This window comes from Microbacterium sp. LS_15, assembly GCF_041954735.1.
In the GTDB taxonomy this organism is placed as follows: Bacteria; Actinomycetota; Actinomycetes; order Actinomycetales; family Microbacteriaceae; genus Microbacterium.
Map to the genome: position 1 here is coordinate 120,951 of NZ_JAVAYD010000009.1, position 25,115 is coordinate 146,065.

Sequence of the window (25,115 nt, forward strand, 5' to 3'; positions counted from 1 at the left end):
ACCCGCGGCGCCGCGGCCGGTGGGTCTCGACGCGGGTGGTGGGCCTCGGCGCGGGGCCCGGGCGTCAGCCCTGCGGCAGCGACCCCGCGTTCGCGCCGGCGAGCAGCTGCTCGATCTGCTCGTGCGTCACGTCGACACCGGGGAAGCCGATGAGGCGCCCGATGGGGAACGACGCCATCATCTTCTGCATCGCGTCGTCGTTCGGCATCATGGATGCGGCCGACGAGTCGGCGCCGGTCAGGCCGCCCATCAGTCCGCCCAGCGCCTCCGTGACGATCGGACCGGCCACCGGATGCGACACGACATCTCCGATCGACGAGTTCAGGGTCAGCGGCAGCGACACCTCGTCGCCCTCGACCGCGACCGTCACCGCGGTGCGGATGTCGCGGCTCGACGCGGCCACCTCGACGGTGTAGTCACCGCCCTCGACGACCCAGCGGTCGACCCGGACGTCCCAGTAGGCGAGGTCTTCGCGACGCACGACGAGCTCCACCGTGCGCGTCTCCCCCGCGGCGAGCGCCACCGACGAGAACGCCTTCAGCTCGCGCGGTGCGCGCTGCACGACAGAGCCGACAGGCGCGATGTACACCTGGACGACCTCGCGCCCGTCGCGGTCACCGCCGTTCGTGACGTCGACTCGCACGGTCACGTCGCCGTCGTCGGACACCTCCGCTGACGCATCGCCGTACGAGAACGTCGTGTACGACAGGCCGTGCCCGAACGGGAACGCGACGTCGAGCCCCTTGGCGTCGTACCAGCGGTAGCCGACGAGGATGCCCTCGCCGTAGCGCACGTGACCGAACTCCCCGGGGAAGTTGCCGAACGACGGGTTGTCCTCGAGTCGCAGCGGGATGGTCTCCGTGAGCTTGCCCGACGGGTTGACCGCGCCGTAGAGCACGTCGGCGACCGCTCCACCGCCGGCCTGCCCCAGCAGCCAGCTCTCGACGATCGCGGGCACCCGATCGGCGAACGGGAGTGCGACGACGCTGCCGTTCGACAGCACGACGACCGTGCGCGGGTTCGCCTCGATCACGGCATCCAGCAGCGCGAGCTGCACGGCGGGAAGGTCGATGTGGTCGCGGTCGAAACCCTCGGACTCCTCCGCGGCTGGCAGCCCCAGGAACACGACGGCCACCTCGGCGGCCCGCGCGACGGCGACGGCTTCGGACCGCAGCTCCTCAGCGGAACGACCGGATGCCGCGACAGCACCGCCCTCGACAGCGAACCCCGCGGCGTACGAGACACGATCCCCGCCGACCGCGCGCATCTCGTCGAGGGCGGTGTCGACGCGCGTGGGGTTGATGAGCGAGGAGCCGGCACCCTGGAAACGAGGCTCGGTCGCGAACGCTCCGATCACGGCCACACGCTGCTCGAGGGCGAGCGGCAGCACGGCATCCCGGTTCTTGAGCAGGACGATCGACCGCCCGGCGGCCTCGCGCGCCAGCGCGTGGTGGGCGGCGGTGTCGAGCGCCCCTGCTACATCATCCCGTGCCTGGGCCTTGCGGACGAGGGCGATCGCGCGGTCGGCCGCGACGTCGAGCACGGTCTCGTCGAGTGCGCCGGACTGCACGGCGGCGACGAGCTGAGCATCCGTCCTCCCGCCCGACGAGGGCATCTCGAGATCGAGGCCCGCCGCGACGCCGGCGACGCGGTCGTTGACGGCGCCCCAGTCCGAGACCACGAGGCCGTCGAAGCCCCAGTCGTCGCGGAGCACCTGCGTCAGCAGCCACGGGTCCTCAGAGGCGTAGACGCCGTTGATGCGGTTGTACGAGCACATGACCGTCCACGGCTGCGCGTCGCGCACGACCCGCTCGAAGCCGCGCAGGTAGATCTCGCGCAGGGGCCGAGGGTCGATGTCGGAGCTCGCACGCATCCGATCGAACTCCTGGTTGTTCGCCGCGAAGTGCTTGAGAGACGACCCGACGCCCTGCGACTGGATGCCGCGCACCGACGCGGCACCGAGGATGCCGGAGACCAGCGGATCCTCCGAGAGGTATTCAAAGTTGCGACCGCAGAGCGGAGAGCGCTTGATGTTGATGCCGGGGCCGAGCACGACCGCGACGTTCTCGATCGCGGCCTCCACGCCGATCGCGGCGCCGACGCGCTCGACGAGCTCGGGATCGAAGGAGGATCCGATGCCGACCGCCGGCGGGAAGCACGTGGCCGGCACGCTGCTGGCGAGACCGAGATGGTCGGTGGCGTCCGCCTGCTTGCGGAGGCCGTGCGGACCGTCGGTCATCATGATCGACGGCAGGCCCACCCGGTCGATGCTCTTCGTCGTCCAGAAGTCGGCGCCGCTCGTGAGGGAAGCCTTCTCTTCGAGAGTGAGGTCGGGAGCCGAGGTGTCGGTCATGGTCGTCCTTTCGCGGCGACGGCGGTGTCTTCCGAAAACCATATGACAGTCAGTATTGGAATTCAAACAGCATTCAGGATTAGGGTCGAAGGATGGCACGACGAGGTTCATACGCGAAAGGCGTGGCCCGGCGCCAGGAGATCCTGGAGAGCGCCCTCGACGTGATCGGGCGCAGCGGCTACCGCGGCGCCTCGCTCAAGCAGATCGCCGAAGCCGTGGGCGTCACTCCCGCGGCGCTGCTGCACTACTTCGGATCGAAGGAAGAGCTCTTCACCGAGGTCCTCCGCACGCGCGACGAGCACGACGAGCGAGATCCCCGCATGCACGATCCGGGAGATGCGAAAGCGGCTTTCCTCGACGTCATCCGCCACAACGCCGAGGTGCCTGGCGTCGTCGAACTGTTCTCGCGTCTGGCGGTGGATGCCGCCGACCCCGCGCATCCCGCCCACCCGTACTTCCTGGAACGCAGCGAACGTCTCCGAGGCCGCATCGGCGAGGCCTTCTACGGCGATGCGGCGGAACGAGCGGCGCTCGACGCCGACACGACAGCGCGGGTCGTTCAGGCGGTCGCCGACGGCCTGCAGCTGCAGTGGCTGGTCGACCCGTCGGTCGACATGCCCGGCATCCTCGAGGCACTCATGGACGTGCTGTACCCGCCGACGGCGACGCGCTGACCGACAGCCCGGGGCGGAAGCCCGGGCCCCGGAGGGTCAGCGGACGTTGCCGTTGGAGCAGGTCTGCTGGGCTGCCGAGTTGCCCTTGATCGAGTTCGGGAGCGCGACGACGTTGGTCGGCTCCTCCGTGGCCGGCGCGGTGGCAGCGGGGTCGGGAACGGCAGGAGTCTCGGGAACCGGATCGGTCACGACGACTCCGTCGTTCGCGGTGTTCTCGTGCGTCACCTGCAGCTGGGCGTTCTCGTTGATCGCATCCCACATCGCCTGCGCGGCCGACTTGTTCGCGACGACCTTGTTCGGGTTGTCCGCATCCGTGCCGGTCGGGTACTGCAGGAACACGATGTCTTCGAAGGGCACCGACTTCACGGCCAGGGCGATCTGCGCGATCATCGTCGGGTTGGCGAGCGAGGTACTGGTCTCCATGTTGCTCAGTCCGGTGTTCGCGAGCTTGAGCATCATGGGGAAGTTGCCGAGGGTGTCGCTGCTGATGAGCTTGCGCACGAGGCTCGACATGTACTGCTGCTGGTTGCCGATGCGTCCGAGGTCGCTTCCATCACCGATTCCATGGCGGGTGCGCAGGAACTGCAAGGCCTCGAGCCCCTGGACGGTGTGCGTCCCGGCCGCCATGTCGAGGCCGGTGTACTTGTCCTTGATGGGGTTCGCGAGGCAGACGTCGACGCCGCCGATCGCGTTGGTGATCTCGATCACGCCACCGAAGGTGACGGAGGCCGCGAACTGGATCTCCTGACCGGTGAGCTGGGTGATCGTCTTCGCAACGCAGTTCAGACCGCCGTCGGTGTAGGCGGTGTTGAGCGGCTGCTTGCTCATGGCGGAGTGCATGTTGCCCTTGTCGTCCTCGCAGGCGGGGATGCCGAGCATGAGGTCTCGCGGGAAGCTCACCACGGTGATGCGGCGGGGCTCTTCGGAGACATGGACGAGCAGGTTCACGTCGTTGAGCGTGCCCTCGGAGTCGGCGCCGGAGCAGCGCTCACCGAAGTACTGCGCGTAGGCCTCTTCGCAGGTGTCGACGCCCGTGAGCAGCAGATTGAATCCGCCCTTGTACTCCCCGATGTCGGGGGGAAGCTCCTCGGTGCCCTCCAGCTCGACGGCGTTCGCCGACACAGTGCTCGTCAGGTCGTACGCGACGTAGGCGGCGACGCCGAGCCCGCTCACCAGCACGACGGAGAGACCGATCGCGATGAACTTCAAGAGCTGACTGACAGCACCGGGGGTGCGCTGCTGACCATGCCGTGCGAGGGTACGGCGGCGGCGGGTGTGGGGACTCACTCGTGGCCTTTCGGTTCAGCGTCTCGGTGCGGCGACACCGTGCTTCGAAGCGGAGGGTGTGGGATTCGAACCCACGAGACATCTCTGCCCACTGGTTTTCAAGACCAGCTCCATCGGCCGCTCGGACAACCCTCCCGACAGACGAATCCGCCGACAAGCCGTGAGTCTAGCCGAGTTCTATTCTCCCGCGCTGACCTGGGCGGCTGCTGGAAGCGTGTTCAGCGCGGTGGCGAGGCCGCCGTCCTCGACGTCGGCCGTCGTCTCGCCGGCCGCGGCCTTCACTTCGGCGGGCGCCTGTCCCATGGCGACCGCGCGTCCGCCGATCTGCCGGGCCCACGTGAACATGCCGATGTCGTTGCGACCGTCGCCCGCGACGAACACGCGGTCTCCGTCGAAGCCGAGCTCGGTGCGCACACGCTCGAGCGCGGTCCCCTTGTCGACGCCCTGCGGGGCGATGTCGAGCCACGCGGTCCAGCCGATCGCGTACGACACCTCGTTGAGACCGGCGTCGGCGACGAGGCGGTGGAAGTCCTCCTCATCGTGGCCGGGGGAGACGACGACGACGCGTGACACGGGCTCGGCGACGAGCTCCTCGAAGCCGACCTGCCGTCCACCGTCGAGGGTCCAGTCATCGAGGTGCTCTGTGTAGAGACGCTGACCCGAGGCGAGCTCCACCATGTAGCGCGCTTCCGGCAGACGCGCGCGCAGCAGAGCAAGCACCGGCGACGCGTCGAAGGTCTCGATGTGCCAGCGCTCCCACTCGTCGCCGACCCGGCGCATCGTGACGGCGCCGTTCGAGCACACGACGTACTCCGGCGTGAGGCCGAGCAGGTCGACGTACCGCTCCGTGGCGTTCCAGCTGCGGCCGGTCGCGATCGTGACCTCGTGACCGCCGTCGCGCAGTCGGGCGACAGCCTCGGGCACGCCGGGACTCATCGACTCGTCCTGCAGCAGGATGGTGCCGTCGACGTCGAGACCGACGAGCCAGGATGTCATGCGGTCGGCTCCAGCACCTCGAGGCCGCCGAGGTACGGGCGCAGCACCTCGGGCACGCGGACGGATCCATCGGCCTGTTGGTGCGTCTCGAGCAGGGCGACGATCCACCGGGTCGTCGCGAGCGTCCCGTTCAGCGTCGCGACCGGCTGCGTCTTCGCCTGCTGACCGTCGTCTGCCGCCGGGCGGTGCCGCACGTCGAGGCGCCGCGCCTGGTACGTGGTGCAGTTCGAGGTCGACGTCAGCTCGCGGAAGGCGCCCTGCGTCGGCACCCACGCCTCGATGTCGTACTTGCGGGCGGCGCTCGACCCGAGGTCACCGGCCGCGACATCGATCACCCGGTAGGCGAGGCCCAGCGACGTCAGCATCTCCTCCTGCAGCGCGACGAGGCGCAGGTGCTCCGCCTCGGCGTCCTCAGGGGTCGTGTACACGAACATCTCGAGCTTGTTGAACTGGTGCACGCGGATGATGCCGCGGGTGTCCTTGCCGTGCGATCCCGCCTCGCGCCGGTAGCAGGTGGACCAGCCCGCATAGCGGAGCGGGCCGCGGCCGAGATCGACGATCTCGTCCTTGTGGTAACCCGCGAGCGCGACCTCGCTGGTGCCGACGAGGTAGAGGTCGTCGTCCTTGTCGAGGTGGTAGACCTCGTCGGCGTGCTCGCCGAGGAAGCCGGTGCCCTGCATGATCTCCGGGCGCACGAGCGTGGGCGTGATCAGCGGGACGAAGTCGTTCTGCAGCGCCTTGTCGAGTGCAAGGTTCATGAGCGCGATCTCGAGGCGGGCTCCGATCCCGCGGAGGAAGTAGAAGCGGGCGCCCGACACCTTCGCCCCGCGCTCCATGTCGATCGCGCCGAGGATCTCGCCGATCTCGAGGTGGTCGCGGGGCTCGAAGTCGAACGCGGGCACCTCGCCCACGCGGCGCAGCTCGACGAAGTCGGCTTCGCCACCGGCCGGCACGCCGTCGATCACGACGTTCTCGATGCGCGCGAGCGCCTCGGCCGCCTTCTCGGACGCCTCGTTCGAGACCTGCTGCGCCTGCTTGACGCGGTCGGCGAGGTCCTTGGCCTGCGCGACGAGCGCGGCCTTCTCCTCCTTGGGCGCCTTCGCGACCTGCTTGCCGAACGCGTTCTGCTCGGCCCGGAGCTCCTCGAAGGCGGCGAGCGCTGCCCGGCGCGATCGGTCGGCCTCGAGCGCGGCGTCGACGGTGCCCTGGTCGTTGCCACGGGCGGCCTGAGAACGGCGGACGATCTCCGGGTTTTCGCGGAGGAGTGCGAGGTCGATCATCCACCAAGTCTATGGCGAGTCCCGGGCGCGTCAGCGCGGCGGGAGGACGCTCCAGGACGGCGTTAGAGTAGCGCCATGACGAAGAGCTCCCCGGCCCGGCGCCAGGCCGCTCTCGTCTACAACCCCATCAAGGTCGCCGAGAGAGAGCTGCGCGCGCGGGTGCGCGAACTCTCGAAGGAGGCAGGGTGGGAGCATCCGGCGTTCTATCCGACGACGATCCAGGATGCCGGGCAGCGCGCGACCGCGCAGGCGCTGGAACGCGGGGTCGACGTCGTGCTCGTCGCCGGCGGCGACGGGACCGTCCGGGCGGTCTCCGAAACGATCGCGAACACGGGCGTGCCGCTCGCGATCCTGCCGAGCGGGACCGGCAACCTCCTCGCCCGCAACCTGGGGCTCCCGCTGGCCGGACCGGACGACATGATCAGGGCGGCGCTCGGCGACTTCCGGCATCCGATCGACATCGGGTGGGCGCGGCTCACGCGCGAGAACGGCGACGAGGAGGAGCACGCGTACGTCGTGCTCGCCGGCATCGGACTCGACGCCGACATGATCGCGAACACGCGTCCGGATCTCAAGCGCTCGGTCGGGTGGATCGCCTACGTCGACGGCGCGGCGCGCTCGCTCGTGACGGCGGAGCCCTTCCGGGCGGTGTTCCAGATCGACGACGGACGCCTGCACACCACGAAGGTGCACAGCATCCTCTTCGCGAACTGCGGCACGCTGCCGGCCGGCATCGCGTTGATCCCCGACGCGTCGATCACGGATGCCACGCTCGACCTCGCGGTGATCCAGCCGACCGGTGTGCTGGGCTGGCTGGGCGTGTGGCGCAAGATCTGGTGGGACAACTCGGTGCTGCGGCGGTTCAGAGCCGGACGTCGGGTGCTCGACCGCCGCGGCAAGGATGCCTCTGTGCACTACTTCCGAGGCACGATCGCCGAAGCCGCGGCGAACCGGCCGACGCCCATCGAGCTCGACGGCGACGAGTTCGGCTCCGCCGTGCGCATCACCTGCCGGGTCGACCCCGGGGCCCTGCTGCTCGCGCTGCCGGCGGGGCATCCGATCTCGTCGCTCTGACGTTCGCGGGATCCGCTCCGCGCGTCAGCCGCGCACCTGCACGGTGCCGTCGAGCGAGTCGCCCACGAGCGTGAGCGTGAAGTCCTCGTCATCGATCGCGTCGTCGTCGAACGAGAGGATCGTCGCGCGGGGCGCCATGTCCATCGTGCACATCTGCTCCGGGTCGGTCGCGAAGGTCACCGTGCCGGTGTTGCCCGACCCCTCGATGCTGTCGACCACGGGCGGGCACCCGGACGAGCCCCAGGTGAGCAGCACGAGCGAGGAGTCGTCGAACCAGCCGGCCGAGGGCGTGTACGCGGTCGGAGAGCCCGGCGTCCCGGTGAAGGCCGCATCGCCCTCCAGGTCGACGTCGTCCTGCAGCTCTCCGTACGTCACCGCGAGCGTGATCTTCGCGGTCGGATCCACCCCTCCGGGGAGAGTGCCGAGGCTCGCGCGCTGCGCCATGTCGGCGGTGCAGACCTGATCGGCATCCGAATCGACGAGCGTCACCGAGACCTTCTGACCGTCAGCGCTCACCTCGTCGACCAGCGGGATGCAGGTGGACGACCCCCAGGTCACGACCGCGAAAGCCCGGCCGTCGTCGAGGATCGTGCCCTCCATGTCGTCGAACTCGTCGGACGCACCGGGCCCGGCCGACGGGTCTGAGGTCGTCTCCCCCGCACCCGCACCGGGGCCGACGGTGCAGCCGGCGAGGAGCAGCGCGGCGGCGAGGGCGGAAAGCGTAGCGGTGACGAGCCTGGGGGAGGTCATGCTCTCAGGCTAGCCACGGCCGAACAGCCCGCAAAGGACCGTTGACGAACTGCGCCCCAGCCGTTACTGCAGCGCAGAGGTGAGTCGGGCGAGGTTGTCGAGCACCGTGGAGCGCAGCGGCTGCTGCATCCACTCCTCCAGCGTGAGCTCGCGGCTGAGCGACCGGTACTCGTCTTCGACCTCGCGCATCTCCGACACGAACTCCTCGCCTCGAACGAGCATCGACACCTCGAGATTGAGACCGAACGACCGCATGTCCATGTTGCTCGACCCGATCACCGCGACCTGGTCGTCGATCGTGAGGCTCTTGGTGTGCAGGATGAACGGCTTGCGGTACATCCAGATCCGCACGCCCGCCCGCAGCAGCACCTCGTAGTAGCTGCGCTGGGCGTGGTAGACCATCGCCTGGTCGCCCTCCTCGGAGACGAACAGCTCGACCGCGACGCCGCGGTCGACCGCCGCGGTCACCGCGAGCAGCAACGCCTCGTCCGGTACGAAGTACGGGCTCACGATCATGATCTTCTGCTTGGCCGCGTAGAGCAGACCGAGGAAGAGCCGCAGGTTGTTCTCGACCTCGAACCCGGGGCCGGACGGCACCACCTGGCAGTCGAGGTCGCCGGAACCGGCCTCGGCGTGTGAGATGTCGATCTCCTGCAGCACCTCGTCGGTCTCGCTGTACCAGTCGCTGAGGAAGATCGCGTTCACGCTCAGCACGACCGGACCGTCGATGCGGACCATGAGGTCGACCCAGTGCAGCCCGCGCTTGATGTTCTTGGGGAGGTTGTACGTCGAGTCCGTGACGTTCTGCGAGCCGAGGAAGGCGACCTTGCCGTCGACGACGAGGAGCTTGCGGTGGTTGCGCAGGTCGGGCCGCTGCATACGCCCCTTGAAGGGCTGCACCGGCAGCATCAGGTGCCAGTCGGCGCCCATGCGGTTGAGCCGGGCGATCGTCGCCCTGTACCGCGGCTTCCACCTGTTGGCCCAGTGATCGAGCAGCACGCGCACGTGCACACCCCGCTCGGCGACCTCCTCCAGGGCCCGGAAGAAGTTGTCGGTCGAGGCATCGGATTGCAGGATGTAGAACTCGACGTGCACGTAGTCGTCCGCGGTGCGGATCGCGTCGGCCATCGCGTCGAGCGATTCCTGATACCCGCCGATCAGGTGGGCGCCGTTGTCGCCGGAGATCGGGAGGGCGCCGAGTCGGTGGTTCATCTCGACGAGGGGCGGGAACCAGCTCGGAGCGTCAGGACGCAGGGTGCCGAAGTGCAGGTGCTCGCTGGTCTCGGCGATGTACTCGTTGATCTGATCCTGCTTGCGGCGCCGCGCACGCGGCAGCCGGGGGTTTCCGATCAGGATGAAGAGGAAGACACCGACGAAGGGGATGAAGAACACCGCGAGCAGCCAGGCCATCGCCGCGGTCGGGCGACGATTGCGCGGGATGACGATGATCGCGGTGATGCGGATCGCCAGATCGAGCAGCAGGAGGAAGCCGGTGATCCACCAGCCCCAGCTCTCGGTCGTCATCGCTCCCTCTCGGCCCGCAGCGGGGATCGCGGGGAGCGGATGCTCGACCCGGTGTCTTCGCTACACAGTAGCCGATGGGCAGGATGTCGCTCAGGGGCGCGGGGGCAGTCCCCGTGCGGCGCGCTCCTCGGCCTCGATGCGCGCGTGCACCTTGCGCTCGGTGCGGTCGAAGCGGAGGATTCCGCGGAGCACGAAGAAGAACACGACGCTCACCCCGATGGTGGGGAGGATCGACCAGGCGACCGCGAGCCAGAAGTTCTCCATGCCTCCATGGTACGCGAGCCACTGCTTCTGCACATTCGCAGCTTTCCGCGGATCCGAGCCAGGGCCTGTGGAATCGATCCGGAGCGGGCGGGCGCTCGACCACACTCGGCGCATGACCACCGTTCTCCGCGCCTCCAGCTCCTCCGACTTCCTCCGCGTCATCCCCTCCCTCGCCGGCTTCACCCCGCGCGAGAGCCTCGTGCTGCTGCCGTTCCACGCGGCCAGGACGACAGGAGCCCTGCGGCTGGACCTTCCCCGCCGCGACGCCCACCTCTCCGAGTACGCCGATACCGCCGTCGCACTGGTCGCGAGGGTGGAGCGGACGGATGCCGTGGCCCTCGTCGTCTACACGGATGACGAGGCGTACGCCACCCGCGACGGCCTCGTGCTCCCGTTCGCGGTCGGGGTGGAGGCGGTGCTGGCGCGTGCGGAGGACGCCGGACTCCACATCGTCGACGCTCTGTGCGTGACTCCTTCGGGGTGGGCGAGCTACCTCGTGGACGAACCGGAGCTGGAGGAGTTCGACGACGCGCCCGCTCCCGGGGTGCTCGGGATCGGCGACGTGTCGGGCGATCAGTGGGCCGGCGCCGACCTCCCCGACGTCGACCTCGCCGAGTGCGAGCGCGTCGGGCGCGCGCTGCTCCGGATCGCGGACGTGCTCGACCGCGCGGACGACGATCTGCCGACGGCGCGCGACGATCCGCAGGCCCTGGCCGCCGCCCTCCTGCTCGACGACGTTCCGGTGTTCTTCGAGGTGGTGCTGGCGATGCGCGGGGAGCTTCCGCCCTTCGCGATGGCGGCGTTGCTCTGGTGTCTCGACAGACCTCTGCTGCGCGACGTCGCCCTCACGCAGTGGGCCACCGACATCATCGGCGGTATCCGCACGCTCGATGCCCAGCTGGGGTTCGCAGAGCACTGCACGGCGGTGCCGGACGACCTCGGCGAGGTGTTCCTCGGCCGCGGGCCTCGCCCGGACCCCGATCGCCTCGGGAGGGCGCTCACCACTGTCCGGGCGGCGGCCGCCCGCGCACCTCTCGCATCGCGACCCGGTCCGCTCACGGCCGCGGCCTGGCTGTCGTGGGCGCTCGGTCGGTCCAGCCACGCCGGTCGGTACCTCGACATGGTCGGCGAGATCGATCCCGAGTACGGCCTCGCACAACTCCTCACGACCATGATCGGCGCGGCGGTGCTGCCCGAGTGGGCGTTCCGCCGCGGCGAGACGGCGGCCTGAGTGCGCGTTCTACTTGACGAGCGGGAACAGGATGGTCTCGCGGATGCCGAGGCCCGTGATCGCCATGAGCAGACGGTCGATGCCCATGCCCATGCCGCCGGACGGCGGCATGCCGTGCTCGAGCGCGCGCAGGAACTCCTCGTCCACCGGCATGGCCTCGACGTCACCGCGCGCCGCGAGCTTCGCCTGCTCGACGAAGCGCTCCCGCTGGATGACGGGATCGACGAGCTCGGAGTATCCCGTCGCGAGCTCGAAGCCGCGGATGTAGAGATCCCACTTCTCGACGACGCCATCGATCGAACGGTGCTCGCGCACGAGTGGCGACGTGTCGACGGGGAAGTCCATCACGAAGGTCGGGCGCACGAGATCGGGCTTCACGAAGTGCTCCCACAGCTCCTCGACGAGCTTGCCGTGCGTAGCCTGCGCCGGCAGGTCGACGCCGTTCTCCTCGGCGAAGGCGATGAGGTCGTCGACCGAGTCCTGCGGAGTCACGATGCGACCCGAGGCCGCCGAGAGCGAGTCGTACATCGAGATGCGGTCCCACTCGCCGCCGAGGTCGTACTCGGTGCCGTCGGCCCACGTCACGGTGGTCGAGCCGGCCACGGCGATCGCCGCCTGCTGCACCAGCTCCTGCGTCAGCTCGGCCATCTGCCGGTAGTCGCCGTACGCCTGGTACGCCTCGAGCATCGCGAACTCCGGGCTGTGCGTGGAGTCGGCGCCCTCGTTGCGGAAGTTGCGGTTGATCTCGAAGACCCGCTCGATGCCGCCGACCACGGCACGCTTGAGGTAGAGCTCCGGAGCGATCCGGAGGTAGAGCTCGGTGTCGAACGCGTTCGAGTGCGTGACGAACGGGCGGGCGGAGGCACCGCCGTGCTGCACCTGCAGCATGGGCGTCTCGACCTCGAGGTAGTCGTGCCCGGCGAACGTCGCCCGCAGGCTGGCGTTGACTGCAGCGCGGGCGCGCACGGTGGTCCTGGCCTGCTCGCGCACGATCAGGTCGAGGTAGCGGCTGCGAACGCGGCCCTCTTCACTCAGCTCGGCGTAGGCGTTCGGCAGCGGGAGGATCGCCTTCGATGCGATCGCCCACCCGTCGGCCATGATCGACAGCTCGCCGCGGCGGCTCGAGATGACCTCGCCGTGCACGAAGACATGGTCGCCCAGGTCGACGTACTCCTTCCAGTCGGCGAGCGACTCCTCGCCGACGTTCGCGAGCGAGATCATCGCCTGGATGCGCGAGCCGTCGCCGGCCTGCAGCGTCGCGAAGCACAGCTTCCCCGTGTTGCGGCTGAACACCACGCGGCCGGCGACTCCCGCCAGCACACCGGTCTCGGCTCCCGCCTCGAGGTCGCCGTGCTCGGCGCGCAGCGCCGGGATGGTGTGCGTCACGGGCACGCCGACCGGGAACGCCCCGCCCCCGGCATCCGCACGCTTCGCGATCAGTCGCTCGCGCTTGGCGAGGCGCACGGCTTTCTGCTCGTGCACGTCCTCGTCGGTGGCGTCGGTGGTCTGCTCGGGCGCGGCGGACGCGTCAGTCATTCGGGGCTCCTCGGAAAGTCAGCTCCAGTCTACCGAGGCGGGCGGAGCGCTCCGGAGCCGCCCGATCCCGGCATCGGGAAGCGAGCGTGGGTAGCCTCGAAGCATGGCAGCCATCCGCTATGCTCCCGCTCTCGCCGCGATCGCGTTGGGCGGCACGGTCGCTCTCGCCCCGGCATCCGCTGTATCGGCGGCCGTTCCGACGCACTCGTCACACGCCGTGTCCGCGGCGGTCGGTGCCGACGTCGACGACTTCTCGTACGCCTCCTGGGACGCCCGCTACGAGGTCGGCCTGGACGCCGAGGGGCGATCGCACATGCACGTCACCGAGACCTTGACCGCGCGATTCCCCGACGCCGACCAGAACCGCGGCATCGTGCGAGGCCTGCCGACGAGCTACCAGAACGCCTGGGTCGATCCGCAGATCCTCTCCGTCACGGACGAGCAGGGCGCGGCCGTGCCCTACGAGACCGACGAAGACGACGGCGTGCTGTACGTCCTCACGGGCGACGACGAGTACGTGCGGGGCCTCACGACCTACGTCATCGAGTACGAGATGCGCGACATCATGCTCACCGCAGACAACGGCGTCGACGAGTTCTACTGGGACCTCCTCCCTCTCGACAGCACCCAGCCGATCGAGTCGTTCCACACCGAGATCGTCTTCGACCGCACGCTGACCGACCGTCTCGCCGGGAACGCGCGGTGCTACATCGGCTTCTCCGGTTCCACAGACGAGTGCCCGCTCCTCCCCGGAGCGGATGCGTCGTCCTTCCGCGTCGAGCAGGACTCCCTCGCTCCGGGCGAAGGCGTGACCGTCGCGATCGGATTCGAGGCCGGAACCGTGACGCAGCCGACGGCCCGTCAGCCGGATCCGGTCACCGACGTCGTTCCCGCGGTCGTCGGAGTCGGCGCGCTGGGACTCTCGATCGGCAGCTGGTTCGCGGTCTCGTCCTTCCGCCGCTCCCGACGGCGCGCCACGGGGATCGTCGTAGCCCAATACGACGTCCCCGATTCCCTGCCGCCCCTGCTGGCCGCGGCGATCATCCCCGGCGCCAAGGATGCGATCCCCGCCGAGATCGTTCACCTCGCGGTCCGCGGCACGCTGCGCATCGAGGAAGGATCGGATGCCGAGGAGCCCCGTCTTCGCCGGATGCCCGGCTCTCGCATCCCCGACCAGCTCGACGTCGAGGCACTCGACGCCCTGTTCGCTGAGGCCGACTCCGAGGGCGTGGCCGACCTCCCCTCGTCGAGCGAGTCCTTCGCCGCACGCATGACCGCCCTCACGCAGCGCGGCACGGCGGAAGCCGCCGCCCGCGGGCTGACGACGAAGGCGCGCAGTCGTGGAGCCGTGATCCTGCAGTGGATCGCCATCGCGCTGGTGCTCGCCGGGTTCGGCATCGGACTGTTCGGGATCATCGCGGGCAGGGTCACCGCGATCCCCGCTTTCGTGGCCGTGTCGTTCGGCATCGTGCTCGTCCTCATCTCGAGCTTCTACGCCTTCTCGAAGCACACCGTGCTCACGCCGGAAGGGGCCCGTGAGCACGAATACCTGCAGGGCGTCCGGGAGTTCATCCGCGTCGCCGAAGCCGACCGCCTGCGGATGCTGCAGTCGTACTCGGGAGCCGAGCGTCGACAGGACGGCGGCGCCGATGTGATCGTCGTCTACGAACGACTACTCCCGTACGCGATGCTGTTCGGCATGGAGGACGAGTGGGGCGCCGTTCTCGAGAGCGCGTACGCCTCGGCTCAGCGCGGGGCAAGGTGGATCGGCGACCCGACGTCCCCGTTCCTCCGCTCGCAGCTCGCCGCCTTCGCCCTCACCTCTTACGCGGCTGCCACGTACTCGGCGCCGAGCGCGAGCACCTCGTCGAGCGCCGGCGGATCGTTCGGCGGCGGGTTCTCCGGTGGCGGCGGCGGGGGCGGATTCTCGGGCGGTCGCTGAGCCGACGCCGCGAGGAGGGTCAGAGCAGCGGCGGCGGCCCTGAGGCGTCGCGCAGAGCACGCTCGACGGTCGACTGCACGAGCGCTGACAGGAACCCTCCGGCGTTCTCGACCCCGATCGCGCTGAGGCGCGAGGTCGACTGCGCGATGATCGAGCGCGAGAACTCCGTGGCCGTCTGGATGGCATCCGCGTACGCACTCCGGTCCGCCTCCGCGATCACCACCGGCTCGCAACCGATCTCGACCGCGAGCGCCTGCGCGATCGGGAGCACCGCCGGTGGGGCGGTCACCGCCGCATAGCCGGCCTGAAGCTGACGCAGGTCGATGGACGTGCCCGTGAACGTGATGGCCGGATGCACGGCCAGCGGGATCGCTCCGCGCTCGGCAGCCGGACGGAGCACCTCGATCCCGTATCCGGGGTCGGTGTGCAGCACGAGCTGCCCGATCTGCCACCCGCCGACCTCGGCGATGCCGGCGACGAGCGACGGCAGCTGGTCATGCGGGACGGCCACCACCACGAGCTCGCTGCGCCGGACGACCTCGAGGGCATCGAGCACGGGCACATCGGGGAGCACCGCCGACGCCCGATCGTCGTCCGATCCGCTCGTGATCCCGGTGACCGCGTGACCGGCGCCCGCGAGAGCCGCCCCGATCACCGGACCGACGCGTCCCGCGCCGATGACGCCGACGCCGAGTCGTCCGTCGCGGTTCGCGGGATCACTCACCGTTCGACGCCGGGGGCGCAGGAGGCACGGGCGGTGCCGGGGGCGGCGCGACCGGCGGCACCGGAGGCTGCCCCACAGGCGGCGGCGCGACCGGAGGCACCGGAGGCTGACCCACCGGGGGCGGCGCGACCGGAGGCACCGGAGGCCGACCCACCGGCGACGTCATCTCGGCCGCCGTGCGACCGGGTCCGTCGAGATCCGCCACGGCTGCGGCATCCGCTGCGTCGTAGGCGCCCCAGCGGTGGGTGTGGTCCATGGCGGCCGCAGCCGCCGCGGCCGTGCTCACGCCGTCGATGAGGAACAGCGCGTCCGGCATCTCCAGCGCCGAGATGTACCCGGTGATGATGCCCTGCACCGAGTGGATCTGCGCACCGGAGACGCGCTGCGCACGATCGATGGGACCCTGCGACAGCGAGACGCCCTGCAGGCGGGCGAGAGGGAAGATCGCGAGCTTGCGCCAGATGACCCCGCGACGCAGCAGCAGACCGAAGTCGGTGAGGAAGTAGCCCTGCCGCTTCCACGAGATCGGGCGACGCCACCATGCGCGACGGGGCATGGTGCGGTACGGGTCGCCCTCGACCGGACCGAGGATGCCGTGCTCCCAGACGAGCGGGATGTCGGAGACCGGCGCATCGGGCAGCACCAGCGAGAGCACGCGCTCGACATCGGCGCGCTTGCCCACCGGGAGCACGACGTTGAACTGCTGCGCACTGCCCGACTGCTGCTGCGCCGCGCTCTTGCCGCTCATGCGGTTGATGCGGATCGTCCACCAGCCGAACGGACGCCACAGGAGGGACTGCGACACCTCGACCGCGAAGATCCGTCCAGGGGGAAGCGTCTCGGTGACGGTCGTCAGCAGACCGTAGGTGATGCGGACGCCGTCGGGGGTCGGTGCGATCGAGTACCGCAGCGACTTCGAGATCTGCGCCCAGGTGATACCGACCACGGCGATCACGAGCGGGATCCCCATGCCGAGCCCGAGACCGAGCCCGATGACGCTGCCGAGCGGCTCGCCGTCGAGCAGCGAACCGATCAGGATGCCACCGAAGGCGACGAGGAAGATCAGTCCGAAGAACACGAGCCAGAGCACGCTCGAGATGAGTTGCGAGCCGACGAGCCGTCCGGTCGGGATCTTGACCACGCTCTCCGGTTCGACATCGGCCAGATCGACGCCGCCGATGAGACCGTTGACGCCCTCGTTCATCGAACCGACCAGCTGGGCGCGGGCCGAGGTCGGGGCCGAGCCCGCGGCATCCGCAGCCGTCCGCGGTGCACCGGGCGCACCGGCGACCGCCGACTGGCGAGCCGCGCGCGCCCCGGAGGCGAGGCGCAGGATATCGGCACGCACCGACTCCGCGCGCGCCGTGGCCAGGTATTCGAGCTCGACGTTGGAATCGGTTCCCGCGCCGACCACCTCGAGCTTCGCCAGTCCGATGATGCGCGCGGGGAACGGACGCGTCAGGTTCACACCCTGCACGCGGTCGAGCGGCGCGCGACGGTGGGAGCGGAAGATGATGCCCTTGCGCACCTCGACATGATCGCCCGTGATGCGGAACTGCTGGAAACGCCAGACGAACCAGAAGATCGCCACGAGCACGGCCGCGAGCCCCAGCACGCCGAGCAGGACGACGAGGATGAGGTTGTTCGCCAGCACCCATTCGACGGGGTCGCCCTGTCCGTACTGGTCGTAGTGGGCCTCTTCGGGCGTGAACAGGTCGACGAACCAGGCGATCAGGCGGTCGCGCAGATTGGCGATCGCGATTCCGGCGACGATGATGAGCGCCAGCCCGCCTTTGAAGAGCGGGGTGAGCGGATGCATCCGGTGCCACTCGCCGTCCGCGAGCGTCGTGCGATCCCCCGACCGAGGCGGCGCCGGCTCCGTGCCTGCGGCGGGCGGCGGGAGCTGCGGCTCGCTCACAGGCCGGTCCGGCGGGTCTCGGCGACCTCGATGAGCGTGTCGCGCAGCGCTTCGGCAGCGGCCTGCGTGAGCCCCGGGATCTGCACGCCGGTGGTCGCGGCCGCGGTCACCATCTTCAGCTGCGTCACCCCGAACGCCCGGTCGAGCGGGCCCTGCGTGATGTCGACGAGCTGCATGCGGCCGTAGGGCACCGCGATCATGCGCTGCCACAGGATGCCCTTGCGGAAGACGATGTCGTCGTCGCGCAGCATGTACCCGATCGCCTTCGCCTGGCGCGGGAGGATGATCAGCGTGATCAGCGTGATCAGCACGATCACGCCGGCCGGGATCCACGCCCACGTCTGGTGCAGCGCGAGCGCGAGCACCGCCGCCACGACAGCGACGATCGCGATGAAGATCACGTTCTGCACGATCTGCGACACGACGTACCGCGGCGAGATCTGGTGCCAGACACCGTCGAGTTCGAGACGCGCCTCGCTGCGCACCGTGCGCAGCGCCGTGTAGGTGCCGGCGTCGAGGGCCGCGAGGTCAGTGACCTCCGCCGAGTTCAGCGGGGCCGGGGTCCCCGGCTCGGTCTCTGGGTTCTGAGTCATCAGGATCCTTCGGCAGTGTGCAGAACTGTTCGGCGACGAGCGCGGCGACCGCGAGCACGACCGCACTCCCGATCAGTGCCAGCATCGCCACAGTCGACCCTACCGGGGGATCAACGGGCCGCGACAGGAGGAACACGAGCAGCCCGGCGCCGAAGCCGGCCATGATCGCCCCCAGCAGACTCGACGCCCGCGCGAGCGTCACGGCCCTCGTGGCGCGGAACGGGTCGATGCGGATTCCCTTGCGCACGCTCGCGCACACCGGCCAGGCGACCGACAGCGCGGCCGCCGCGATCAGCAGGAGCAGCAGCGGGAGCAGGAGCGACGGCGTGAAGGTCGCGCGGCCCATCACCGTGAGCACGTGGTCGAGCAGGAATCCGGCGCCGGTCGCGAGCAGCGCGAGGACGACGAGGACGCCGATCGACGTGCGCTTCATCCCTGACCCCGGTCGCGGAGAGCGGCGGCGAGATCGGCCACGCGACCGTGCCCGATGAGCACCGCATCGGGGTCGAGGTCCAGCCACGGGCCGAGCACGAAGAGCCGCTCGGCGGCGCGCGGATGCGGCAGCCGCACCGCCTCGGCATCCGATGTCTCGTCGCCGTAGGCGATCAGGTCGAGGTCGAGCGTGCGATCGCCCCAGCGCTCGTGGCGCTCGCGTCCGTTCTCGTCCTCGATCGCATGCAGCATGCCGAGCAGCACGGATGGTGCGAGGCGCGTGGTCACGAGCGCGACCGCGTTCACGTAGGCGGGGGCCTCGGGATCGGGCCCGTCGAGCCGCACCGCGACGGTCTCGTGCAGCGGCGACAGCTGCACCTCCGAGACCAGGGGAAGGCGGGCGATGCGCGCAGCGGCGCCGCGAATGGTCTCCTCGCGATCGCCGAGGTTCGCACCGAACGCGACGACGGCGACGGTCTCGGGGCGCGGGGCGCGAGGACCCGGGAGGTTCGGCGGGATGGTCAGATTGCGGCTCACGGCGAGACCTCCTCGGCGGGCTGCCGACGGGCGCGATGCACGGTCACGGACACGTCGGTGAACGACAGCGGGATGGGAGCGTGCGGCTTGTGCACGGTGACGATCGCTTCGTGCACGCGCTGATCGTCGAGCGCGACCTCGGCGATGCGTTCGGCGAGGGTCTCGATGAGGTTCACCGTTTCTCCGCCGACGACGGCGGCGATCCTCTCGGCCAGCTCGCCGTAGTGCACGGTGTCGGCCACGTCATCGGATGCCGCGGCGTCGCGCAACGGCATCCGGAGCCGCACGTCGACCGTGAACTCCTGTCCGTCGCGGCGCTCGTGCTCGTAGACGCCGTGGCGTCCGAACACCGTCAGTCCGGTGAGGGCGATCTCGTCGAGGACACTCACGGCTCAGCCCTCCCAGGCGCGCGCGACGGCGAGGGCGTCGCGGGTGGCTCCGACGTGATGCACGCGCACGGCCCACGCTCCGGCGCGCATGGCGAGGGCGCTGGTGACGGCGGTGGCGAGGTCTCGCCGCTGCTCGCTCACCGAACCAGCCTCGTCGGGCTGCAGAGCCTCGGCGATGAATCGCTTGCGCGACGTCCCGACGAGCACACGGGGGCCCAGCGCGACGATCTCGTCGAGCCCGCGCAGCACCTCCCAGTTCTGCGCGCCCGCCTTCGCGAAGCCGATGCCGGGGTCGAGGATGATCCGCGACGGCGCGATGCCCGCAGCCGCCGCCTCGCCCATCCGCTCCTGCAGTTCGCCGGCGACCTCGCGGGCGACGCGGTGGTAGTCGGCGCGTGCGTACATGTCGTCGGAGAAGCCTCGCCAGTGGCCGATGGCGTAGTCGGCTCCGGATGCCGCGACGACACCGCGCATCTCGGGGTCGGCCAGGCCGCCCGACACGTCGTTGACGATGCGCGCACCCGCCCGCACGGCGGCGTCGGCCGTGGCGGCGTTGATCGTGTCGATGCTCACTGGCACTCCCGCCTCGACGAGCCGCTCGACGACGGGGATCACCCGCTGCTGCTCGACCTCGGCGCCCACGCGGTCGGCGCCCGGTCTGGTCGACTCGCCGCCGACGTCGAGCACCGTGGCCCCCTCGGCGCGCAGGCGCAGACCGTGCTCGACCGCCCGATCCACCTCGAGGTAGCGTCCGCCGTCGCTGAACGAGTCCGGCGTCACGTTGACGATCCCCCAGATGCCCGTCATGCCCGCGACGCTCCGGTGGATGCGCCGATCAGGGCGATGAGCTCGGCACGGGCGACGGCGTCGGTGTACTCGCCGCGCGCCGCGATCGTGAGGGTCGACGCCTCCGGCTGTCGTCCGCCGCGCATCGTGACGCAGCCGTGGCTCGCGTCGAGCACGACCAGCACACCGCGGGCGTCGAGGTTCTCGGCGATGACGTCGGCGATCTGTTCGCCGAGCCGCTCCTGAACCTGCGGCCGCGTGGCGAGGATCTCGACGACGCGGACGAGAGCGCCGAGCCCGACGACCTGCTCGCCGGGAAGGTAGGCGATGTGGGCGTGCCCGGCGAAGGGCAGCAGGTGGTGCTCGCACACCGACCGGAAACGGATGTCGCGCAGCAGCACAGCGCCCGAGGGAAGCGTGTCGGGGGCCGGGCCGCGAGAGACGCTGATGGTGCGTGCGAGGGGTGCTGCGGCATCCTCGCCGACACCGGCGAAGAACTCCGAGTACAGGTCGGCCATGCGCGCGGGCGTCTGGCGGAGCCCCGGACGGTCGGGGTCCTCCCCGATCGCCTCGAGGAGCTCACGCGTGAGTCGCTCGATCCGCGTCCTGTCGACGCTCACGATCAGGCCGTCGCGGGACGCGGGTTGGTCGCGGTCGACGGGCCCTGCTGCGTGCGGGGCGCAGCGGACGGCTCCTCGACGGACGCGGCGACCGGCACGACCTTCTTCGGCACCTCGATGGGCGGCACGTCCGACACGGGACGATCCTCGCTCGACAACCAGAGCGGACGCTCCGGCAGCTTGCGCACCTCGGTGAAGATCTCGGCGATCTGGTTGTGGTCGAGCGTCTCCTCCTCGAGCAGTGCGAGGGCGAGACGGTCGAGGATGTCGCGGTTGTCGCTGATGACCTGGTAGGCCTCGTCGTGGGCCTGCTCGATGAGGGCGCGCACCTCGGTATCGACGCGCTCGGCCACCTTCTCGGAGTACTCGCGGCCTCGGCCCATGTCGCGGGCCACGAACATGTCGCCGCCCTCGGAGCCGAGCTTCACGGGACCGACCTCGGTGGTCATGCCGTACTCGATCACCATCTTGCGGGCGATCGACGTCGCCTTCTCGATGTCGTTCGAGGCGCCGGTCGTCGGGTCGTGGAAGACGATCTCCTCGGCCACGCGACCGCCCATCGCGTAGGTGAGCTGGTCCTGCAGCTCGTTGCGGGTCACGGAGTACTTATCGTCGAGCGGCAGCACCATCGTGTAGCCGAGCGCCTTGCCGCGGGGCAGGATCGTGATCTTGGTCACCGGGTCGGTGTAGTTCATCGCAGCCGCCGCGAGCGCGTGACCGCCCTCGTGATACGCCGTGATGAGACGTTCGCGGTCCTTCATGACGCGCGTGCGACGCTGCGGACCGGCGATGACGCGGTCGATCGCCTCGTCGAGCGCGCGGTTGTCGATGAGCTGGGCGTTCGAGCGCGCGGTGAGCAGCGCGGCCTCGTTGAGCACGTTGGCGAGGTCGGCACCGGTGAAGCCCGGGGTCTTGCGGGCGACGACCTCGAGGTCGACGCTCTTCGACAGCGGCTTGCCCTTGCTGTGCACCTCGAGGATCTTCTGACGCCCCTTGAGGTCGGGGGCGTCGACGCCGATCTGGCGGTCGAAGCGACCGGGGCGCAGCAGAGCGGGGTCGAGGATGTCGGGACGGTTGGTCGCCGCGATCACGATCACGTTCGCGTTCGGGTCGAATCCGTCCATCTCAACGAGCATCTGGTTGAGCGTCTGCTCGCGCTCGTCGTTGCCGCCGCCCATGCCCGCTCCGCGGTGGCGGCCGACGGCGTCGATCTCGTCGATGAAGATGATGGCCGGCGCGTTCTCCTTGGCCTGGTTGAACAGGTCGCGGACGCGCGAGGCGCCGACGCCGACGAACATCTCGACGAAGTCCGATCCGGAGATCGAGTAGAACGGAGCGCCTGCCTCACCGGCGACGGCACGTGCGAGCAGGGTCTTGCCGGTTCCGGGAGGGCCGTACAGCAGCACGCCCTTGGGGATGCGGGCGCCGATCGCCTGGAACTTCGCCGGGTCCTGGAGGAACTCCTTGATCTCGTGCAGCTCCTCGATCGCCTCGTCGGCACCGGCCACGTCGGCGAACGTCACGGTCGGCGTCTCCTTGTTGACGAGCTTCGCCTTCGACTTGCCGAACTGCATGACCTTGCCGCCGCCGCCCTGCATCGACGAGAGCAGCCACCAGAAGAGGAGGCCGAGCAGCACGAGCGGAAGGAGAAGCGAGAGGATGCCGTCGAACCACGTCGCACGCGGCACGCTGTCGTTGAAGCCGTCCTTCGGGTCGGCGGCGTTGATCGCGGTGACGACCTCGTCGGCGCGCGCCTCGACATAGTAGAACTGGACCTTCTCGGAGCCCTCGAACGCCTTCGACAGCGTCATGTCGACGCGCTGGTCGCCGTCGGTGGTGACGACCTCGGTCACGGTGTCGCCGGCGAGCAGCTTCAGACCCTGCTGGGTGGTGATCTGGTGGGGAGCGCCGAGGTTCGAGATCAGCAGGAAGCCGCCGAACAGCAGCAGCCCGATCAGGGCGACGTAGATCAGCGGGTTCCGCGTGAGCTTCTTGACATCCATGGTCGGATCAGCGTATCGCGCGGGCCCTAGGTGACCGCTGTGCGTTCACCCACGGCGTACCGCCGGCTCAGGAGTACACGTGCGGCGCGAGCACCGCGACGTCGCGCAGGTTCCGGTAGCGCTCGTCGTAGTCGAGCCCGTACCCGACGACGAAGTCGGTGGGGATGTCGAAGCCGACGTACTTGCAGTCGATCTCGACCTTGGCGGCCTCCGGCTTGCGCAGCAGAGCGAGCACCTCGATCGACGCGGCCCCGCGCGACCCGAAGTTCTCGAGCAGCCAGCTCAGCGTGAGGCCGGAATCGATGATGTCCTCGACGATGAGCACGTGCTTGCCGTTGAGGTCGGTGTCGAGGTCTTTGCGGATCTGCACCACGCCGCTCGACTTCGTGCTCGCGCCGTAGCTCGACACGGCCATCCAGTCCATCGGGGCGTGGAACGGGAGCGCCCTGGCGAAGTCGGCCATCACCATCACCGCGCCCTTGAGCACTCCGACGAGGATGAGGTCCTTGCCCGCGTAGTCGTGCGTCACCTGTGCGGCGAGCTCGTCCAGCTTCGCGACGATCTCCTCCTCGGTGACGAGGATCTGTGCAAGGTCGTCCTGGATCTCCGCGGCGCGCATGGATCGATTTTAGGCGACGAAGTCGGATGCTCGGTCCGGCGGGCCCGTCCACCCCCTCCCCCATGTCGGGCGTGCGCACTACCCTGGGCGGTGACACGGGCGACCGCCCCTCACGGAAGGAATCCTCATGGCTCTCGACGACATCCTGAAGCAGGTCCCGATCGACGACGTCGCCGCCAAGCTCGGCGTGTCGCACGACGAGGCCAAGGCCGCCGTCGAGCAGGGCGGCGCGGTGCTGCTCAGCGGGCTCGCGAAGAACGCCTCCACCTCGGAGGGCTCGTCCGCGATCGAGAACGCGCTGAAGCGCCACGAGGGGACGACCGGTGCGAAGAAGGTCGACGACATCGACCAGAACGACGGCGGGAAGATCGTGTCGCACATCCTCGGCGCGGACGAGAAGAAGGTCACGACGAAGCTGAACGAGTCGAAGGAGACGGCGGGCATCGACTTCGGCAAGCTGCTGCCGATCCTCGCGCCGATCGTCATGGGGCTCATCGCGAACGCGACGAAGAGCAAGGACACGACGGCCGGCGGCGGTCAGGCGCAGTCGGGTGGCGGCGGTCTCGGCGATGTGATCGGCGGACTGCTCGGCGGCGGCGACTCCAAGTCGGGCGGCGGCGTCGGCGACCTGCTCGGCGGCGTCCTCGGCGGGCTCTTCGGCAAGAAGTAGCCCGCGGCGAGACGCCTCAGCGCGCCGTGAACACGATCCGTCCGCCGATGCGCCGCGCAGAGCATCCGGGCAGATCGATAGGCCCCTGACCTGCCCAGTCCGTCGCGAGGCGCGCGACCTCGAGCGTCTGCACGCGGGTCAGGCTGGCGCCGAACTCGCTGTCGACCACGAGGCGGATGATGCGGTTGCGCAGCGCGGCGGGATTCGCCGCGAGCGCGGCGGCGCTGACCGAGATGCCGGCCTCGGCGTGTTCGACGATGTCCTCGATCGTCTCGTGGATCATCTCGTCGAAGGCCTCGGCGTCTTCGCGCAGCTGCTCGGCGGTGCGGGCCAGCGCTTCAGCGACGCCCGGTCCGAGCTCGGCTTCGAGGACGGGCAGCGCCCGATCCCGTACGCGCACGCGGGCGAAGCGCGGATCGGCGTTGTGCGGATCGTCCCACACCTCGATGCCGGATGCCGCGCAGAACGCCCTCGTCGTCTCGCGGCGCACGCCCAGCAGCGGTCTGATCCAGCGGAGTCCGTCGTCGTCGGTGCGCACCGGCGCCATGCCCTGCAGGCTCGCCGCGCCCGATCCCCTGGCCAGTCCGAGCAGCACAGACTCCGCCTGGTCGTCGAGCGTGTGCCCGAGCAGCACCGCCGCGGCGCCGGCGTCCGCCGCCCCCTCCGCGAGGACGCGATAGCGGGCGTCCCGTGCGGCGGCTTCCGGCCCGCCGCCGTGCCTCCCCGGGCCCCGCTCCGCGCCCCGGGGGGGGCCGTGCTGCCCGGGCCGGCCAGGGGGTCGGGGCCGGGCGGCCGGGCGGGCCGGGCCGCCGGGAGCCCCCGGGACCACGGCCCCCCCCGGGGTAGGCCGCCTCCGGGCGGGGGCCCCCGGACCGCCCGGGCGGTTCGCGGGGCGTCCCGGCTCGCGGGGGTG

At 70.0% G+C, this 25,115-nt stretch carries 24 protein-coding genes and 1 tRNA gene; 5 read left to right on the forward strand and 20 right to left on the reverse strand.

Annotated features, from left to right (window positions below; translation table 11 throughout):
* Window positions 1–64: 64 nt before the first annotated feature.
* Entirely contained in the window at window positions 65–2,353 is a 2,289-nt protein-coding gene (locus RAC69_RS12430) for a glycoside hydrolase family 3 C-terminal domain-containing protein (protein WP_375087078.1), read from the reverse strand.
* A gap of 122 nt (window positions 2,354–2,475) precedes the next feature.
* Between RAC69_RS12430 and RAC69_RS12435 the strand changes: the two genes are divergently transcribed.
* Window positions 2,476–3,027: a TetR/AcrR family transcriptional regulator gene (locus RAC69_RS12435; protein WP_375087079.1), complete on the forward strand. Its 552-nt coding sequence runs from the start codon at window positions 2,476–2,478 to the stop codon at window positions 3,025–3,027.
* Window positions 3,028–3,063: 36 nt separating this feature from the next.
* Here the strand turns inward: RAC69_RS12435 and RAC69_RS12440 are convergent, their stop codons facing one another.
* The 4 genes from RAC69_RS12440 to serS all read right to left on the reverse strand — a co-directional run bounded on the left by RAC69_RS12440 (window position 3,064) and on the right by serS (window position 6,590).
* Window positions 3,064–4,314, reverse strand: a complete 1,251-nt coding sequence (locus RAC69_RS12440; RefSeq protein WP_375087080.1) for an LCP family protein — start codon at window positions 4,312–4,314, stop codon at window positions 3,064–3,066.
* A gap of 50 nt (window positions 4,315–4,364) precedes the next feature.
* Window positions 4,365–4,449: transfer RNA gene (locus RAC69_RS12445), tRNA-Ser, on the reverse strand.
* Between the two features lie 42 nt (window positions 4,450–4,491).
* The gene (locus RAC69_RS12450) at window positions 4,492–5,310 is read right to left on the reverse strand and encodes an HAD family hydrolase (protein ID WP_375087081.1); all 819 of its coding nucleotides are present in this window, start codon (window positions 5,308–5,310) and stop codon (window positions 4,492–4,494) included.
* The gene (gene serS / locus RAC69_RS12455) at window positions 5,307–6,590 is read right to left on the reverse strand and encodes a serine--tRNA ligase (protein ID WP_375087082.1); all 1,284 of its coding nucleotides are present in this window, start codon (window positions 6,588–6,590) and stop codon (window positions 5,307–5,309) included. Before serS ends, RAC69_RS12450 begins: the two co-directional genes overlap by 4 nt.
* Before the next feature lie 75 nt (window positions 6,591–6,665).
* Between serS and RAC69_RS12460 the strand changes: the two genes are divergently transcribed.
* The gene (locus RAC69_RS12460) at window positions 6,666–7,664 is read left to right on the forward strand and encodes a diacylglycerol kinase family protein (RefSeq protein ID WP_341935586.1); all 999 of its coding nucleotides are present in this window, start codon (window positions 6,666–6,668) and stop codon (window positions 7,662–7,664) included.
* A gap of 24 nt (window positions 7,665–7,688) precedes the next feature.
* Here the strand turns inward: RAC69_RS12460 and RAC69_RS12465 are convergent, their stop codons facing one another.
* The 3 genes from RAC69_RS12465 to RAC69_RS12475 all read right to left on the reverse strand — a co-directional run bounded on the left by RAC69_RS12465 (window position 7,689) and on the right by RAC69_RS12475 (window position 10,202).
* The gene (locus RAC69_RS12465; protein WP_375087083.1) at window positions 7,689–8,414 is read right to left on the reverse strand and encodes a hypothetical protein; all 726 of its coding nucleotides are present in this window, start codon (window positions 8,412–8,414) and stop codon (window positions 7,689–7,691) included.
* Between the two features lie 63 nt (window positions 8,415–8,477).
* Entirely contained in the window at window positions 8,478–9,938 is a 1,461-nt protein-coding gene (gene cls / locus RAC69_RS12470; protein WP_375087084.1) for a cardiolipin synthase, read from the reverse strand.
* Between the two features lie 90 nt (window positions 9,939–10,028).
* A complete protein-coding gene (locus RAC69_RS12475) occupies window positions 10,029–10,202 on the reverse strand; it encodes a hypothetical protein (protein WP_179297466.1) in 174 nt (57 codons plus the stop codon).
* 112 nt (window positions 10,203–10,314) lie between these two features.
* Between RAC69_RS12475 and RAC69_RS12480 the strand changes: the two genes are divergently transcribed.
* Window positions 10,315–11,433: a DUF4192 family protein gene (locus RAC69_RS12480; protein WP_375087085.1), complete on the forward strand. Its 1,119-nt coding sequence runs from the start codon at window positions 10,315–10,317 to the stop codon at window positions 11,431–11,433.
* 9 nt (window positions 11,434–11,442) lie between these two features.
* Here RAC69_RS12480 and lysS read toward each other — a convergent pair whose 3' ends face one another.
* Entirely contained in the window at window positions 11,443–12,969 is a 1,527-nt protein-coding gene (gene lysS / locus RAC69_RS12485) for a lysine--tRNA ligase (RefSeq protein WP_375087086.1), read from the reverse strand.
* A gap of 103 nt (window positions 12,970–13,072) precedes the next feature.
* Between lysS and RAC69_RS12490 the strand changes: the two genes are divergently transcribed.
* Window positions 13,073–14,911, forward strand: coding sequence for a DUF2207 domain-containing protein (locus RAC69_RS12490; protein WP_375087087.1), 1,839 nt, complete (start codon window positions 13,073–13,075; stop codon window positions 14,909–14,911).
* Window positions 14,912–14,930: 19 nt separating this feature from the next.
* Here the strand turns inward: RAC69_RS12490 and RAC69_RS12495 are convergent, their stop codons facing one another.
* The 10 genes from RAC69_RS12495 to hpt form a co-directional block, all read right to left on the reverse strand.
* Window positions 14,931–15,635: a DUF2520 domain-containing protein gene (locus RAC69_RS12495; RefSeq protein ID WP_341935592.1), complete on the reverse strand. Its 705-nt coding sequence runs from the start codon at window positions 15,633–15,635 to the stop codon at window positions 14,931–14,933.
* Window positions 15,628–17,553: a PH domain-containing protein gene (locus tag RAC69_RS12500; protein WP_375087088.1), complete on the reverse strand. Its 1,926-nt coding sequence runs from the start codon at window positions 17,551–17,553 to the stop codon at window positions 15,628–15,630. The genes RAC69_RS12495 and RAC69_RS12500 overlap by 8 nt, the downstream gene beginning before the upstream one ends.
* Window positions 17,550–18,146, reverse strand: a complete 597-nt coding sequence (locus RAC69_RS12505; RefSeq protein ID WP_341935594.1) for a PH domain-containing protein — start codon at window positions 18,144–18,146, stop codon at window positions 17,550–17,552. The genes RAC69_RS12500 and RAC69_RS12505 overlap by 4 nt, the downstream gene beginning before the upstream one ends.
* Window positions 18,082–18,579 (reverse strand): DUF3180 family protein, encoded by a 498-nt coding sequence (locus tag RAC69_RS12510; RefSeq protein ID WP_375087089.1) that lies wholly within the window; start codon window positions 18,577–18,579, stop codon window positions 18,082–18,084. Before RAC69_RS12510 ends, RAC69_RS12505 begins: the two co-directional genes overlap by 65 nt.
* Window positions 18,576–19,115 (reverse strand): 2-amino-4-hydroxy-6-hydroxymethyldihydropteridine diphosphokinase, encoded by a 540-nt coding sequence (folK, locus tag RAC69_RS12515; RefSeq protein ID WP_375087090.1) that lies wholly within the window; start codon window positions 19,113–19,115, stop codon window positions 18,576–18,578. Before folK ends, RAC69_RS12510 begins: the two co-directional genes overlap by 4 nt.
* Window positions 19,112–19,504, reverse strand: a complete 393-nt coding sequence (gene folB / locus RAC69_RS12520; protein WP_375087091.1) for a dihydroneopterin aldolase — start codon at window positions 19,502–19,504, stop codon at window positions 19,112–19,114. Before folB ends, folK begins: the two co-directional genes overlap by 4 nt.
* Before the next feature lie 3 nt (window positions 19,505–19,507).
* Entirely contained in the window at window positions 19,508–20,311 is an 804-nt protein-coding gene (folP, locus tag RAC69_RS12525; RefSeq protein WP_341935598.1) for a dihydropteroate synthase, read from the reverse strand.
* Complete coding sequence (gene folE, locus RAC69_RS12530; RefSeq protein ID WP_375087092.1) at window positions 20,308–20,910, reverse strand: GTP cyclohydrolase I; 603 nt, start codon at window positions 20,908–20,910, stop codon at window positions 20,308–20,310. Before folE ends, folP begins: the two co-directional genes overlap by 4 nt.
* A 2-nt stretch (window positions 20,911–20,912) precedes the next feature.
* A complete protein-coding gene (gene ftsH / locus RAC69_RS12535; protein WP_341935600.1) occupies window positions 20,913–22,913 on the reverse strand; it encodes an ATP-dependent zinc metalloprotease FtsH in 2,001 nt (666 codons plus the stop codon).
* A 67-nt stretch (window positions 22,914–22,980) separates the two neighbouring features.
* Complete coding sequence (gene hpt / locus RAC69_RS12540; protein ID WP_341935601.1) at window positions 22,981–23,532, reverse strand: hypoxanthine phosphoribosyltransferase; 552 nt, start codon at window positions 23,530–23,532, stop codon at window positions 22,981–22,983.
* Window positions 23,533–23,659: 127 nt separating this feature from the next.
* Between hpt and RAC69_RS12545 the strand changes: the two genes are divergently transcribed.
* Window positions 23,660–24,202: a DUF937 domain-containing protein gene (locus tag RAC69_RS12545; RefSeq protein ID WP_375087093.1), complete on the forward strand. Its 543-nt coding sequence runs from the start codon at window positions 23,660–23,662 to the stop codon at window positions 24,200–24,202.
* A 16-nt stretch (window positions 24,203–24,218) separates the two neighbouring features.
* Here the strand turns inward: RAC69_RS12545 and tilS are convergent.
* Window positions 24,219–25,115 (reverse strand): tRNA lysidine(34) synthetase TilS (tilS, locus tag RAC69_RS12550; RefSeq protein WP_375087094.1); only part of this gene is annotated, 897 nt, incomplete at its 5' end.

Coding starts and splice junctions, on each gene's coding strand:
- RAC69_RS12430 (WP_375087078.1), bottom strand. CDS start 2,353: ATGACCGACACCTCGGCTCCCGACCTCACTCTCGAAGAGAAGGCTTCC.
- RAC69_RS12450 (WP_375087081.1), bottom strand. CDS start 5,310: ATGACATCCTGGCTCGTCGGTCTCGACGTCGACGGCACCATCCTGCTG.
- serS (WP_375087082.1), bottom strand. CDS start 6,590: ATGATCGACCTCGCACTCCTCCGCGAAAACCCGGAGATCGTCCGCCGT.
- RAC69_RS12460 (WP_341935586.1), top strand. CDS start 6,666: ATGACGAAGAGCTCCCCGGCCCGGCGCCAGGCCGCTCTCGTCTACAAC.
- RAC69_RS12465 (WP_375087083.1), bottom strand. CDS start 8,414: ATGACCTCCCCCAGGCTCGTCACCGCTACGCTTTCCGCCCTCGCCGCC.
- cls (WP_375087084.1), bottom strand. CDS start 9,938: ATGACGACCGAGAGCTGGGGCTGGTGGATCACCGGCTTCCTCCTGCTG.
- RAC69_RS12475 (WP_179297466.1), bottom strand. CDS start 10,202: ATGGAGAACTTCTGGCTCGCGGTCGCCTGGTCGATCCTCCCCACCATC.
- RAC69_RS12480 (WP_375087085.1), top strand. CDS start 10,315: ATGACCACCGTTCTCCGCGCCTCCAGCTCCTCCGACTTCCTCCGCGTC.
- lysS (WP_375087086.1), bottom strand. CDS start 12,969: ATGACTGACGCGTCCGCCGCGCCCGAGCAGACCACCGACGCCACCGAC.
- RAC69_RS12490 (WP_375087087.1), top strand. CDS start 13,073: ATGGCAGCCATCCGCTATGCTCCCGCTCTCGCCGCGATCGCGTTGGGC.
- RAC69_RS12505 (WP_341935594.1), bottom strand. CDS start 18,146: ATGACTCAGAACCCAGAGACCGAGCCGGGGACCCCGGCCCCGCTGAAC.
- RAC69_RS12510 (WP_375087089.1), bottom strand. CDS start 18,579: ATGAAGCGCACGTCGATCGGCGTCCTCGTCGTCCTCGCGCTGCTCGCG.
- folP (WP_341935598.1), bottom strand. CDS start 20,311: ATGACGGGCATCTGGGGGATCGTCAACGTGACGCCGGACTCGTTCAGC.
- ftsH (WP_341935600.1), bottom strand. CDS start 22,913: ATGGATGTCAAGAAGCTCACGCGGAACCCGCTGATCTACGTCGCCCTG.
- hpt (WP_341935601.1), bottom strand. CDS start 23,532: ATGCGCGCCGCGGAGATCCAGGACGACCTTGCACAGATCCTCGTCACC.
- RAC69_RS12545 (WP_375087093.1), top strand. CDS start 23,660: ATGGCTCTCGACGACATCCTGAAGCAGGTCCCGATCGACGACGTCGCC.